The following is a 14,253-nucleotide window of genomic DNA, read 5'->3' on the forward strand; positions in this document are numbered from 1 at the left end:
TTTGGCCAGAGGTCTGTTCAAAATTGGTGAGCCGTTCTCCTCAAAGCGGCTGCTCCGGATTGCATGGTTCAGGAAAACCGCCGTTGACGCAAGCAGGTCTCTGTAATTAATTGCAAACAGCATCTGTGCATTTTTGAACAGACGGGAACGTATTGAGCAACAATCAGAACTTCACCTGGGACGATCTTCAATATTTTCTGGCAGTGGCGCGCAGCGGCCAGCTGTCCACCGCAGCCCGCCAATTGCGCACCAGCCACGCCACCGTGTCCCGGCGTATCGACCGGCTGGAATTCGCACTCAAGGTCAAGCTGTTCGAGCGCAATCCACGTGGTTATGTCCTGACCAGCATGGGCCAGCGGTTCATCGAGACCGCGGAACGGATCGAGACCGAGGCGGACCGGCTGCAGGCGGATGTCGCCTCGGGCACCACGGCACAGCGCGGCGTGGTGCGCTTAAGCACGCCGGAAGGGTTTGCGAATTTCTTCTTCGCCGACAAGATCCGCAGCTTCTGCGACAGCCATCCGAACATCTCGCTGGAACTGGTGACGATCCAGCAGATCATGTCGCTGTCGCGCAAGGAGGCGGATATCGCGGTCTCGCTCGATCCGCCGAAGGAAGGGCCTTATCTTACGGAAAAGCTTACCGACTACAGCCTCAACGTCTATGGGGCGAAATCCTACCTGTCCAAGGTGGGTCCGATCCGCAGCCGGCAGGATCTGCTGTCGCATCCGTTCATCGGCTATATCGAGGACATGATCTTCGCGCCAGGGCTAGACTATCTCGGCGACGTCCATCCGGGCATCAAGGCGCGCTTCCAGAGCTCCAGCATTTTTGCGCAATTGACCGCGACGCTGAACGGGCTCGGCCTCTGCGTGCTGCCGCATTTCATCACCCGCGTCCAGCCTGACCTCGAAATCGTGCTACCGGAGGAGGTGGAGCTGAGACGCGGCTACTGGCTGATGTGCCATCGGGACCTGAGCCAGATCCCGCGCGTGCGGATGGTGACGGACTATATCTTCCAGTCCGTCCGGGCCAATCAGCACGCCTTCCTCAGGAGTTACCAGGCTCCCGAGGAAGGCGCTCGCCGTCACTCCGCTGCCATCGGCAGGTCGTCGTCGCGGCTGTCGAAAAGGTCGCCCTGATTGGCGGGCGTCCTGTCGTCGGTTTTGGCCTTCTTCGGCTCGCGGCCGAAGAAGAGGGCATAGGCGGCCGGGAGGACCAGGATGGTCAGCACGGTGGCAACCAAGATGCCGCCCATCATCGCATAGGCGAGCGGACCCCAGAACACGCCGCGCGAGATCGGGTACAGCGCCAGCACGGCTGTCAGCGCCGTCAGCATGATCGGCCGGAAACGACGCACGGCCGCGCCGACGATCGCCTCCATCCGCTCCATGCCGGCCGCGATGTCCTGGTCGATCTGGTCGACCAGGATGATCGAGTTGCGGATGATGATGCCGAGCAGCGCGATGACCCCGAGGATCGCCACGAAGCCGAACGGCGCGCCGGTCAGGAGCAGCGCCATGGCGGCGCCGATGATGCCGAGCGGGCCGGTTGCCAGCACCATCATCGCTTTGCCGAAATGCTGCAGCTGGATCATCAGCAGCACGAGGATGACCAGGAGCATGATCGGTGCCTTGGCAGCGATCGAGTTCTGGCTTTCGGCTGCATCCTCCGCACCGCCCTGGATGTCGACATGGTAGCCGGCAGGCAGGCTGGCGCGCAGGTCAGCCATGCTGTTGTAGAGGTTGAGCGACACCTGGGTCGGTTCCACGCCGTCCGGCAGCGTCGCCTTGACGGTGATCGTCGGCAGGCGGTCGCGGCGCCACTCGATACCCTGTTCGAGAACCGGCACGACCTTGGCGATCTGCGAGACCGGCACGAAGCCGCCGAAATCCGTCGGCACGTAGACCGACTGGACGGCCGAGAGCAGGTTGCGGGTGGCATCCGGCTCGCGGACAACGATCGAGACCGTCTCTTCGCCATCGCGGAAGTCGCTGATCGGCGCACCGGCGGTAGCCGATTGCAGCATCTGGCGGACGCGCTGGGAGGTGACGCCGAGAGCGCGGGCGCGATCCTGGTCGATGACCAGTTTCATGGCCGTCACCGGTTCCATCCAGTCGTCGTGGATGGCGCCGAACAGCGGCTGCTGCTGGTAACGTTCCTTGACCTGGTCGGCGATCCGGCGGACTTCCGCCGCGTCGGGACCGGTGACACGCATCTGGACGGGCCAGCCGACCGGCGGGCCGAGGAACAGACGATCGACCTTGCCGCGTACGGTCGGGAAGTCCTGTGCGAGGATACCCCTGAGCTTGACGATCAGCCGTTCGCGGGCGTCCACGTCCTTCGACATGATGAGGAGCTGCGCGTAGTTCGGGTTGCGGAGCTGCTGGTCGAGCGGCAGGAAGAAGCGCGGGGCGCCTTCGCCGATATAGGTCGCGACGAAGGTCTTGTCCTGGTCGGGCAGGATCTTGTCTTCAAGGGCTTTTGCCTGGCGTTCCACTTCCTCGATGGCCGTGCCTTCCGGCAGCCACAGATCGACGAGGATTTCCGGCCGCGAGGACTGCGGGAAGAAGCTCTGCGGGATGAACTGGAAGGACCAGAGACTGCCCGCGAAGACGCCGAGGGTGAGGAGCAGCACGATCGCCCTGTGACGCACGGACCAGCCGACCGCACGTCGGACACCACGATACATCCGTGTGTCGTAAGCATCGTGATGGGTGCCTGCGTGCGCCCGCTGCTTGAGGATCATGTAGCCGAGCCAGGGAGTGAAATAGACGGCCACGAACCACGACACGACGAGCGCGATGCCCACCACGTAGAACAGCGTGCGCACGTATTCGCCGGCGGTGGAATCGGCGAACCCGACCGGGATGAAGCCGGCAGTGGTGATCAATGTGCCGGTCAGCATTGGAAAGGCGGTGGATGAATAGGCGAAGGTGGCGGCATCGAGGCGTGCGAGCCCCTCCTCCAGCTTCCGTTCCATCATCTCGACGACGATCATCGCATCGTCGACGAGCAGGCCGAGCGCGATGATCAGCGCGCCGAGCGAGATGCGCTGCAGCTCGATGCCCATGTAGAACATGATCGCGAACGTAGCTGACAGAACCAGCGGAATGGTGATGGCGATGACGATGCCCGAACGCCAGCCGATCGAGATCAGCGAGACGATGAGGACGATGACGAGAGCTTCCAGCAGGGCCTGGGTGAATTCGCCGACCGCTTCGGTGACGACTTCCGGCTGGTTGGAGACCTGCTCGACGGATACGCCGACCGGTAGCGTCTGTTCGAAGCGCTCATAGGTCGCCTCGACCTGATGGCCGACATCGGTGACCTTGAAGCCCTTGGCCATGACGACGCCAAGCTGGACGCTGTCGTGGCCGTTGAAGCGGAACTTGCGCTGATAGGGGTTTTCGAGGCCGGCGGTGACGGTGGCGATATCGCCGAGCCGGATCACCTGGCTGCCGGCCTTGAGGCGTAGTTCGCGGATGTCTTCCGGCGTGGTGACGCCGCCTTCGACCGCGATCCGCACCGACCGATCGGCGGTCTGAACGTTGCCGGCGGGATCGATATTGTTCTGGCCGGACAACGCATCGCGGATGTTGAGGACAGTGAGGCCGCGCTCGGCGAGCGCCTTCGACGAAACGTCGATGAAGATCTTCTGCGGCTGGTCGCCGAGGATGACCGCCTTTTCGACGCCGGGTGTGGCGAGCAGCATGTCGCGGGCCTGGATCGCGAACTGCTTCAGTTCAGGATAGCTGTAGCCTTCACCGCTGATCGAGTTGAGGGTGATGTAGGTATCGCCGAACTCGTCGTTGAAATAGGGACCGAGCAGGCCGGCCGGCAGATCCTGGGCGATGTCCCCGACCTTCTTGCGAACCTGATAGAAGGCGTCGTTGACCTGGGCGGTATTGGTGTCGCCCTTGATCTGTATCGTGGTGATCGCCACGCCGGCGCGGGTATAGGACTTGACCCAGTCGAGATGCGGGGTTTCCTGCAGCTTTCGCTCGATCTTGTTGACGACCTGGTCCTGCATCTCCTGAATGGAGGCGCCGGGCCAGACGGTCTGCACGACCATGACGCGGAAGGTGAAGTCCGGGTCTTCCTTCTGCCCCATGTTCATGACGCCGAGTGCGCCCATGACGATGATGAGGCCGAAGAGAAAACGGGCGATGCTCGGATGGGCAATCGCCCAGCGGGACAGGTTGAACCGGGCCTTTTCCTGGGGATTGGCCTGATGAGAGGAGCTCATGGTCTTGGGTCCTTTAAGCCGGGCGATCAGGGCGCGAGCGAAGCGGTGGTAAGGCTGCTGACGCTGCCGAAGCGTGAGGCGATGTTTTCCGGCAGCTTGACCTTCATGTCTTCCTTCATGAACTGCGTGCCGGCCGAGACGACGAGGTCGCCCTTGGCAACGCCGTCGGCGACACGAACGCCGTCGTCGGAGAAATCGGCGACCTTGACGGCACGCGAACTGACGGTGCCCTTGCCGCGGTCGACGATCCAGACGACGGACTGGCCATCCTTCTTGGAAAGCGCGGCAAGCGGAACGGCATAGGTGGCGACGGCATTGTCTTCGTCCGCCTCGATCGTCGCAGTCATGCCGAGCAGCACCCGTGTATCCGCAGGCAGGCTGACGCGAACCGCGAAAGTGCGCGATTGGGCATCGGCACTGCCGGCCACTTCGCGGACCTTACCGTCGAGCACGAGATCGGTGGCCGACCAGAAGCGGGCCTTCACCGTCTTGCCCGGCTTGAACTGAGCGACGTCCATTTCCGGAACGGCGATCTGCACTTCCTTGCTGCCCTCGACCGCAACGGAGAGGACCGGGGTGCCGGACGCGACCACCTGGCCGATATCGGCGCTGACCGCGGTGACGATGCCGTTCTGGTCGGACTTCAATTCCGTATAGGCGACCTGGTTGCGGGCCTGGTCGAGTGCCGACTGGGCCGATTCCTTTTGCGAAACGGCCTGGTCATTGGCCAGTTGCGCCTGTTCGAGCTGCGATTGGGAAGAAATGCTCTTTTCGGCAAGCGTCTCGGCCCGCCGGCGGGCGAGGCCGGAGATTTCCACCTGCTTCTGGGCGGAGGCGAGATCGGCCTCGGCGCGGCGCACCGCGAGCTGGTAATCGACGGCGTCAAGCTTTGCGAGCACGTCGCCGGGGCGAACACGCTGACCGACATCGACGAGCCGCTCGGTGATCTTGCCGGCGACGCGGAAGCCGAGGTTCATTTCGGTGCGCGCCTTGACTGAGCCGGAATATTGAAGCTTGCGGCCGTGATCGGCGGCGGCAACCTCGGTCACCTTCACCGGGCGGACGATTTCCGGAGCTTCGACTTTCTTCTCTTGCGAGCAGGCCGTCAGCGCGCCGAACGCGGTCGCGACTAAAAGGCCTTTGACGAGAAACGAGACATTACGTCTGGTCTTTACGAAAAACATGGTTCCGCACTCCTGGTGGCGGGTTTTCGATCAAGACGCCCCCTTGGCGCCCCGGAACTATTTCAGGCGAATTATCTGAGGGCCCTGAGGCCGAATTCCACGAGGTCCTCGGGCTTGCCGATCCGGCTCTCCAGAAGGCAATCCGCGATGAGCTGCGGATGACAAAGCACGACCATGGACGACATGAAGCATTCGGATGCGAGCTGGTGATCCTGTTCGCGGAACTCACCGGCTTCGATGCCATCTTTGATGAGACCCGCAATGACGACACGGATGCGTTCGAGATGCTGTTCGATGACCGGCCATTGCTGCTCGATGGCGATCACCACCATCTCATGCACCTTCTTTTCGTCGAGCATGGTCTCGAGCGTGAAGCGGTGCTGCTGCAGGACGTGATTGCGCAGCCGTTCCGTGGCGCTCACCGGCCGCTTTGCATTGGCGAGTGCCGCCTGATAGCTACCGTCCAGCATACGGCTTGCCAAGGCCTGATGGATGTCCGCCTTGGACGAGAAGAAGCGGTAGATATTGGCGGGCGACATACCGAGATCGCGCGCGATATCCGCCACATTCGTCTTCGTGTAGCCGTAATGCTTGAACAGCCGCTCCGCCGCATCGAGAATACGGCCGACATTGTCTTGGCGCGACGTGTCCAGGGTATTTTCGTTGGTATCCATACCGCTGATGGCTTTCGTTTTATGTGTGACGATTTTCATCTTTCGTCATTCGTAAACGGAAACCCGTCATCAGTCAACCCCTGCCACACGACCGCCCCATTCGACGCCGGATAAAAATCTGAAAAACAGGGAACCAAAATGGGATTTAGGCATTAAGTCGCGTTAGATCATAAGCTTCGTGGACCAGGGACCAGCGATGAGCGTGCTGCAGAGCTACGAAGTTCGTTGTTGCATCACGCCAGGGGCAAAAACGTCGTGGGACGGGGATAATTAATGAGCGTGCCGCAAAGTTATGACGTTTCGTTGCTTGACGAGGAACGTTACCGTCTGCTCGTCGACTCCATCACCGACTACGCGATTTACATGATTGACCCGGAGGGCAAGATCGCGAGTTGGAATCCCGGCGCCCAGCGCGTCAAGGGATACGAGGCATGGGAAATCCTGGGCGAGCATTTTTCCCGCTTCTATACGCCTGAAGACAGATTGGCGCGGGCGCCCGAACACGCGTTGCGGACGGCTGCGACAGAAGGCCGCTTCGAAAAGGAAGCATGGCGCGTCCGCAAGGACGGCAGCCGCTTCTGGGCCCACGTCATCATCGACCCGATCTGGAGTAGGTCCGGCGAACTTCTCGGCTTCGCCAAGGTGACCCGCGATCTGACGGAACGGAAACGGGCCGAGACGGAACTCCGATTGAGCGAAGAGAAATTCCAGATCCTCGTCCAGGGTGTCACGGACTATGCTCTCTACATGCTCGACCCGGATGGCCGCGTCAGCAACTGGAACTCCGGTGCCACGCGCATCAAGGGCTATACGGCGGACGAGATCGTCGGCCAGCATTTTTCGCAGTTCTATACTCCGGAGGACCGCGAGCGCGGCGAACCAAACCGAAGCCTGGAGACCGCGCGGCGCGAGGGACGACTCGAGAAGGAAGGTTGGCGGCAGCGCAAGGATGGCACGCGTTTCTGGGCACATGTGATCATCGACGCGATCCGCAACGAGGAAGGCACGCTCCTCGGCTTCGCCAAGATCACGCGCGACATCACCGAAAAAGTCGAGGCGCAGAAGGCTCTTACCCAGGCACGTGAGGAACTTTTCCAATCCCAGAAGATGGAAGCGATCGGCCAGTTGACCGGTGGTGTTGCCCACGACTTCAACAATCTGCTGATGGCCGTGCTGGGCAGCCTGGAAATTCTGAAGAAACGCCTGCCCGACGATCCGGCGCTGACGCCACTGCTGGACAATGCCATTCAGGGCGCCGAACGGGGTGCTGCCCTGACCCAGCGCATGCTCGCGTTCTCCCGGCGCCAGGAATTGAATATGCAAGCCATCAACGTGCCGGCACTCGTGAGCGGCATGATGGATTTCGTTCAGCGCTCACTCAGCGCCTCCGCATCCGTCGAAACCCGGTTTGCCAAAAACCTGCCGCATGTCACGAGCGACCCGGTTCAGCTCGAGACCGCGCTTCTGAACCTCGTCGTCAACGCCCGGGACGCGATGGCGGGCGGTGGCATGATCGTCATCAGCGCCGAGGAGTATTTCGCCGACAAGAATACCGAGAGGCTGAAACCCGGCCGTTATGTGCGGTTGGCTGTCGCCGACAGCGGCGAAGGCATGGACGAGGAAACCCTCATCCGCGCAACGACACCCTTCTTCACCACCAAGGGTGTCGGCAAGGGGACAGGGCTCGGACTTTCCATGGTGCAGGGCCTGACCGAACAGTCAGGCGGCAAACTCGAAATCGAAAGCCAAAAAGGCAAGGGCACGACGGTTTCGCTCTATCTGCCTGTGGCCGATGCAAACGACTGTCCGCAGTCTTCGGAGCAGACCATGCCCTCGCCCGCCGCAACTCCCAGAGGACGCTTGACAATTCTCGCCGTCGATGACGATGCGCTGGTCCTGATGAACACCACGCTGATGCTGGAGGATCTCGGCCACACCGTGATCGAGGCTTATAGCGGCACCGACGCCCTGAAGGAGCTGAGAAGCGGCGCCCATGACATCGATCTTGTCATCACCGATCATTCGATGCCGCGTATGACCGGCTCCGAACTGGCCGCCGTCATCCGCGAAGAGAGACCGGGCCTGCCGGTGGTGCTGGCGACCGGTTACGCGGAATTGCCGACAGGCGGCGACAATCGGCTGCCGCGATTGCCCAAACCCTTCTCGCAGAACCAGCTTCAGGAGATCATCGTCACGGTTCTCGCCGGCGGACGCTGAACCAATCGCCCTCGCCGCGCGTTGTCGTGCCGTGTCAGAACGGAGTACGACAATGGTCTTGAAGCATCAGCATTTTCACGAGACGCCCCCTGAGGTCGAAGTAGAATTTCCTCCAAGCGCGACGCTCGAAGGGGCGGTTTCCGATGCCCTGGCTTCCGCTGGCGGCGTCGATGCAAGCGACGTCGCCGTCATCGCCCGCGGTTCCGAGATAACGCTGAGCGGGACGGTCCAGTTGGAAAGCGAGATCGCACGAGCCGAGGACGTGGCCCTGAACGTTGCCGGAGTGACCACCGTGCGCAACGAACTCCGTTTCAACCGCCCGATGTAACCCCCGATAAATGGAACCGGAAAGGCCCGGGCGTCGGACGCCCGGGCCTTTCGTTTGGCTGCGTCTATCGCGGCAGCGCATAGGCGATCACGTAGTCGCCGGGCTTGGTGCCGACCGAACCGTGTCCGCCGGCCACCATCACCACGAACTGCCGGCCGTCGTCGACCGCATAGGTCATCGGCGTCGCCTGGCCGCCGGCCGGCAGCCGCGCCTTCCAGAGCTCGCGGCCGTTGGTGAGGTTGTAGGCGCGCAGATAGTTGTCGACGGCAGCGCCAAGGAACGCCACGCCACCCTTGGTGATCATCGGCCCGCCGATGCCGGGCACCCCGACCTTGAAGGGCAGCGGCAGCGGCGTCATGTCATAGACCGTGCCGTTGCGGTGCTTGTAGGCGATCTGGCCGGTGCGCAGGTCGACGCCGGAGACGTAACCCCAGGGCGGCGCCTGGCAGGGGATCTGCAGCGGCCCGAGGAACGGACCCATGTAGACGCCGTAAGGTGCGCCGTCATTGCGGTTGAGGCCCTGTTCGCTGCCCTTCTGATCCTGTGCCTTCGGCGGGATATCCGCACGCGGCACCAGCCTTGAGGTGAAGGCGAGATAGGTCGGCATGCCGAACATCACCTGCCGCTCCGGATCGACCGCGACGCTGCCCCAGTTGAACGTGCCGAAATTGCCCGGATAGATGATCGAGCCCTTCAGCGACGGCGGCGTGTAGCGGCCGAGATAATTGTACTGATGATACCAGATGCGGCAGACCATCTGGTCGAACATGGTGACGCCCCACATGTCGCGTTCTTCGAGCGGTCTCGGCTTGAAGGACAAGGCTGAGGTGGGCTGCGTCGGCGCAGTACGATCTTCCGGGATCGCACCTCCCGGTGCCGGTTCCTCGGTGATCGGGATGATCGGCTCGCCGCTGCGGCGGTCGAGCACGTATATGTCGCCCTGCTTGGTCGGGCCGACGAGAGCCGGCACGACCGTATTGTCCGGCCTCGAGATGTTGAGGAGGACCGGCTGGGCAGGCACGTCCATGTCCCAAAGATCGTGATGCACCGTCTGGCGCACCCAGCGGTCGGCACCGGTATTGAGATCGAGCGCGACGATCGAGGAGGAATATTTCTCCACGCTCTCGCTGCGGCCCATGCCGAGCTGATCCGGTACCTGGTTGCCGAGCGGCACATAGACAAGCCCCAACTCCTCGTCGACGCTGAACACCGACCAGCTATTGGGCGAATTGGTCGTGTAGGTCTGACCCGGCGGCAGCGGCTGGGTCTGGCTCGGATTGCCCGAATCCCAGTTCCAGATCAGCTGTCCCGTATTGACGTCGAAGGCGCGGATCACGCCGGATTGCGACTGGGTGGAATAGTTGTCGTTGACCGCACCACCGATGATGATCTTGTTGCCGGCGATCGCTGGCGGAGAGGTCGAATAATAGTAGCCGGCTGGATTGTACCGCATGCCGCTGGTGAGCTGCAGCGTTCCGTTGTCGGCAAAGGAGGTGCAGACCTGGCCGTTCGCGGCGTCGAGGGCGATCAACCGCGCATCCGAGGTCGGCAGATAGACCCGTTCCGCACACGGGCTGCCGGCTGCCGCGGCGGCGTCCTTGTAATAACTGACGCCGCGGCAGGTCTGGTGCTGGCGATCCGGGTTCATGCCGGAATTAGGGTCGTATTTCCACTTCTCCTTGCCGGTCGTCGCATCGAGAGCGATGGCAAGATTGTGCGGCGTGCAGAGATAGAGCGAATTGCCGACTTTGAGCGGCGTCACCTGATAGGTGGTCTCGCCCACATCGTCCGGCCGTTTCACGTCCCCGGTCTGGTAGCGCCAGACTTCCGTGAGCTTGGCGACGTTGTCGACCTTGATCTGGTCGAGCGGCGAATAACGCTGCCCATAGGGCGTCCGTCCATACTGATGCCATTCGCCGGGCGGCACGTTGCCGCCCATCGGCGGAGCGGCAGCGACCGACTGTTGCGGCAGCTCGCCGCTCCGGTCGAGCGGATCGAGGAACATCGAAACTATGGCGACGACGATCGCGATCATCAGCGAAATACCGAGCGGCAGGGCACTGGCGCCGTAGCGCATGCCGGTCGGGCTCGAAAAGCCGAGCGGGGTGCGAACCCAGGGTGTCAGGAGCCAGAGACCGAGGAGGATGATCAGTCCGCCGCGCGGGCCGAGCTGCCACCAGTCGAGCCCGACCTCCCAGATCGCCCAGGCGAGCGAAGCGAGCACGACAACTGCATAGACCCTGAGCGCCATGGCATTCCGGAGGAAAAGCAGGATGGCGGTCACCACGAAGCCGAGACCGCAGATAATGTAATAGACGCTGCCTCCGAGCAGTACCAGTTGTCCGCCGCCGACGGCCAACGCCAAACCGATCAAAATAAAAACGATCGCGGTAATCCTGATAGCCATGTTCAAAATCCTGCCAAACTTGAAAATCTCGAGCGAAAAACGTTGCCAAACCAGACGAGCCTTCAACCCAACCTTTGTGCAAAAGTTCCAACCCATATTCCCGCCATGCAAATTTAAAGGAACAGTCAGACGGGCGAGCCGGTTCTAAACCGTCTACAAGGAGTGCGAACATGCTGACATCGCGCAAAGGCCCAGCCTTCGAGACATCGGGCGCGGAGGGCGAAAAACTGCCGGACGTCGAGCAGGATGCGGAAAGCTGCACGCGTTGCGACCTCTATAGGAACGCCACCCATCTCGTGTTCGGAGAGGGGCCGCCCAAGGCCAAGGTGCTCTTTGTCGGCGAGCAGCCGGGAGACAAGGAGGATCAGGCGGGCAAGCCGTTCGTCGGGCCGGCGGGAAAGCTCCTCGATCGCTGTCTGGAGGAAGCCGGCGTCGAACGTAATATCTGCTACGTCACCAATGCGGTGAAGCATTTCAAGTTCACCCCACGCGGCAAGCGCCGCATCCATGCCAAACCCAATACCGGCGAGGTCCAGGCCTGCGCCTGGTGGCTGGCAGCGGAGCTGCGCCTGGTCAAACCGAAACTTGCCGTAGCGCTCGGCGCGACAGCGCTTTATGCCTTGCTGGGAAGGCAGGCGAAAGTGACCCGTGATCGCGGCACGATGTTGAGATCGCCGGACGGCCTGCCGGTACTGGTGACCATCCATCCTTCGGCGCTGCTGAGGACGCTGGATCAGCCGGACGCGGAGCTCAACCGGGCCCGCTTCGTCGAAGACTTGGAGAAGATCGCAGAATTTCTGGAGTGACTATGACTTACGAACTTTATTACTGGGACGGCCTTCAGGGCCGCGGTGAATTCGTGCGGCTGGCGCTGGAAGAGGCTGGAGCCGACTATGTGGACGTAGCCCGCGGCGAACGCGGCACTGCGAAAATGATGGATTATATGCACGGCAAGCACGGTTACGACATGCCGTTCGCACCGCCCTTTCTCAAGGATTGCGACCTGGTCGTCTCACACGTCGCCAACATCCTCAATTACCTCGGGCCGAAGCTGAATCTGGTGCCGAAAGACGAGAAATCCCGCCTCTTCGCCCACGGCCTCCAGCTGACGGTCACCGATTTCCTCGCGGAAGTGCATGATACGCACCACCCGATCAGCACCGCCGACTACTACGAGGATCAGAGGCAGGAGGCCAAGGCGCGTTCCAAGGCCTTCCTGAAACACCGGGTGCCGAAATTCATCGGCTATTTCGACCGTATCATCGCCGCAAACCCTACCAAGAGCGGCCATGCGGTGGGCGACACCCTGACTTACGCCGACCTGTCGCTCTTCCAGCTCGCCAAAGGTCTCGCCTATGCCTTCCCGCGTGCGATGAAAAATTTCGATAATGATTACCCCCATGTCGCCAAACTACGCGACGCGGTCGCCCAACGTCCGAATATCGAGGCCTATCTAAGGTCGAAACGCCGGCTCGCGTTCAATGAGTCGGGCATATTCCGGCATTACCCGGACCTTGACCAGGATCCGGCCTGATCTGCTAGATGAATGCGAAAACCGGGGCGATCGTCACAAGAACGATCGCCGCCGCGATCAAAGTGAACTTCACGGCGACCTCCAAAGCATAAAAGCTGCCGGATGAGGCAGCTCAATTCGTTTCTTCTCCCAATTCCTGCAGAATTTGATGCCGTGCCCGGTTGAGGCGGCTTTTCACCGTGCCCACCGCACAATCGCATATCTCCGCCGTCGCCTCGTAACTTTCGCCCAGGATCGCCACCAGCGTCAGCACTTCGCGATAATGCGGAGGCAATTTCTGGAGCGCCCGCTGGACTTCCTGCGCCCGAGCAGCAACCTCCTGGCTCGCTGCGACCGGCGTATCGCCGGAAATATTCTCCTCGATCCCCGGCGCCTCTCGGCCAAGTACCTTGGCCCGCGAATAAAAGGTGTTGCGCATGATGGTGAAAAGCCAGCTTTTCAACTTGGTGCCCGGCTCGAACTTGTCGAGATTGGCGAGCGCCTTCATCAACGTCTCCTGCACCAGGTCGTCTGCATCGCTGGGATTGCGGCAGAAAGTACGGGCAAATGCGCGGAGAGCCGGGATAAGCCTTACTATGTCTGCACGTGCAGGATCACCATTCAACTGTGATTCAGACACCGTTGCCTACCTCTCCGAAGTCTTCATGGCTGGAATGACGGGGGCAAACGCACGCCTCGCGTATTTGGTTCCGCCAAGATGGACGCCCTGTTCATCTTCCTGACGAAAACCGCGCACCGCTCAAGGGAACAAACGGGCCGGCAGGCCTGTTGATAGGACTTTCACGGAGTTCTGCCGGGAGTTCGGAATGGCACCGCGTGCAAACTGGAAAGGCTATCTGAAGGTCGGCGAACTAAGCTGCCCGGTGGCGCTTTATACCGCCGCCTCGACATCCGACCGTGTCAGCTTTCACATCATCAATCGGGAGACGGGCAACCGCGTCCACCGCCAGATGGTCGATGCCGACACCGGCAGGCAGGTCGAAAGCGAGGACATCGTCAAAGGCTACGAAGTTTCAAGCGGCCAATATGTCTTCCTTGAGCCCGACGAGGTGAAGGCCGCAGTACCCGAGAGCGACAAGACGCTGGAGCTCGAAACCTTCATTCCCTGCGACGGCGTCGACACCATCTTCATTGATCGACCCTATTACCTGGCGCCGGCCGACAAACCGGCCGCGGAAGTCTTCGAGCTGATCCGCAAGGGGCTGAAGGAGAAGAACGTCGCTGCACTCGCCCGCACCGTGCTCTTCCGGCGGCTGCGGACACTGCTGATCCGCCCCAGCGAAAAAGGCCTGATCGCCAGCACACTGAACTACGACTACGAGGTCCGGCCGGCGAAGGAAATCTTCTCCGATATCAAGAGCTTCAAGATCGAGGGCGAGATGCTCGATCTTGCCGAACACATCATTGACACCAAACGCGGTGAGTTCGACCCGAGCGAGTTCGACGACCGCTATGAGGCAGCACTTGCCGAGCTGATCAAGGCGAAGATCGAGGGCCGCAAGCTCAGGAAGCAGCCGAAGCCGGAACCGAAGAAGGTTTCCAGCCTGCTCGACGCACTGCGACAGAGCGCCGGCGGCGGCAAGAAGACCGCACCGAAGAAGTCAGCCAAGAAAACCGTACCTCGTAAGACTGCCGCCCCGCAGAGAAAGGCGAGCTGATC

The 14,253-nt window shown here is 61.6% G+C and carries 11 protein-coding genes; 6 read left to right on the top strand and 5 right to left on the bottom strand.

Annotated features, from left to right (window positions below; all coding sequences use genetic code 11):
- Window positions 1-152 precede the first annotated feature (152 nt).
- Window positions 153-1,142 (top strand): LysR family transcriptional regulator, encoded by a 990-nt coding sequence (locus MOV63_RS00430; protein WP_051899818.1) that lies wholly within the window; start codon window positions 153-155, stop codon window positions 1,140-1,142.
- Here the strand turns inward: MOV63_RS00430 and MOV63_RS00435 are convergent.
- The 3 genes from MOV63_RS00435 to MOV63_RS00445 all read right to left on the bottom strand — a co-directional run bounded on the left by MOV63_RS00435 (window position 1,088) and on the right by MOV63_RS00445 (window position 6,107).
- A complete protein-coding gene (locus MOV63_RS00435) occupies window positions 1,088-4,249 on the bottom strand; it encodes an efflux RND transporter permease subunit (protein WP_038545631.1) in 3,162 nt (1,053 codons plus the stop codon). The genes MOV63_RS00430 and MOV63_RS00435 overlap by 55 nt on opposite strands.
- 26 nt (window positions 4,250-4,275) lie before the next feature.
- Entirely contained in the window at window positions 4,276-5,433 is a 1,158-nt protein-coding gene (locus tag MOV63_RS00440) for an efflux RND transporter periplasmic adaptor subunit (protein WP_247031047.1), read from the bottom strand.
- Window positions 5,434-5,504: 71 nt separating this feature from the next.
- A complete protein-coding gene (locus MOV63_RS00445) occupies window positions 5,505-6,107 on the bottom strand; it encodes a TetR/AcrR family transcriptional regulator (protein ID WP_038549637.1) in 603 nt (200 codons plus the stop codon).
- Between the two features lie 273 nt (window positions 6,108-6,380).
- On the opposite strand from MOV63_RS00445, the gene MOV63_RS00450 reads away from it, so the two are divergent.
- Window positions 6,381-8,324 carry a PAS domain-containing sensor histidine kinase gene (locus tag MOV63_RS00450; protein WP_247031048.1) on the top strand — a complete coding sequence of 648 codons (1,944 nt, stop codon included), beginning with the start codon at window positions 6,381-6,383 and terminating at the stop codon, window positions 8,322-8,324.
- A gap of 52 nt (window positions 8,325-8,376) precedes the next feature.
- On the top strand, window positions 8,377-8,652 hold the full coding sequence (locus MOV63_RS00455; protein ID WP_038545642.1) for a BON domain-containing protein: 276 nt from the start codon (window positions 8,377-8,379) through the stop codon (window positions 8,650-8,652).
- A 64-nt stretch (window positions 8,653-8,716) separates the two neighbouring features.
- Here MOV63_RS00455 and MOV63_RS00460 read toward each other — a convergent pair whose 3' ends face one another.
- Window positions 8,717-11,059, bottom strand: coding sequence for a glucose/quinate/shikimate family membrane-bound PQQ-dependent dehydrogenase (locus MOV63_RS00460; protein WP_247031049.1), 2,343 nt, complete (start codon window positions 11,057-11,059; stop codon window positions 8,717-8,719).
- A 170-nt stretch (window positions 11,060-11,229) separates the two neighbouring features.
- On the opposite strand from MOV63_RS00460, the gene MOV63_RS00465 reads away from it, so the two are divergent.
- Window positions 11,230-11,865 carry a UdgX family uracil-DNA binding protein gene (locus tag MOV63_RS00465; protein ID WP_247031050.1) on the top strand — a complete coding sequence of 212 codons (636 nt, stop codon included), beginning with the start codon at window positions 11,230-11,232 and terminating at the stop codon, window positions 11,863-11,865.
- A gap of 2 nt (window positions 11,866-11,867) precedes the next feature.
- On the top strand, window positions 11,868-12,593 hold the full coding sequence (locus MOV63_RS00470) for a glutathione S-transferase (protein WP_247031051.1): 726 nt from the start codon (window positions 11,868-11,870) through the stop codon (window positions 12,591-12,593).
- 112 nt (window positions 12,594-12,705) lie between these two features.
- Here the strand turns inward: MOV63_RS00470 and MOV63_RS00475 are convergent, their stop codons facing one another.
- Window positions 12,706-13,197, bottom strand: coding sequence for a sigma-70 family RNA polymerase sigma factor (locus MOV63_RS00475; protein WP_080719211.1), 492 nt, complete (start codon window positions 13,195-13,197; stop codon window positions 12,706-12,708).
- A gap of 202 nt (window positions 13,198-13,399) precedes the next feature.
- Between MOV63_RS00475 and MOV63_RS00480 the strand changes: the two genes are divergently transcribed.
- Complete coding sequence (locus tag MOV63_RS00480) at window positions 13,400-14,251, top strand: Ku protein (RefSeq protein WP_247031052.1); 852 nt, start codon at window positions 13,400-13,402, stop codon at window positions 14,249-14,251.
- The last annotated feature ends 2 nt before the right edge of the window (window positions 14,252-14,253 follow it).

The sequence above is a fragment of the Neorhizobium sp. SHOUNA12A genome (assembly GCF_023006505.1).
Lineage (GTDB): Bacteria > Pseudomonadota > Alphaproteobacteria > Rhizobiales > Rhizobiaceae > Neorhizobium.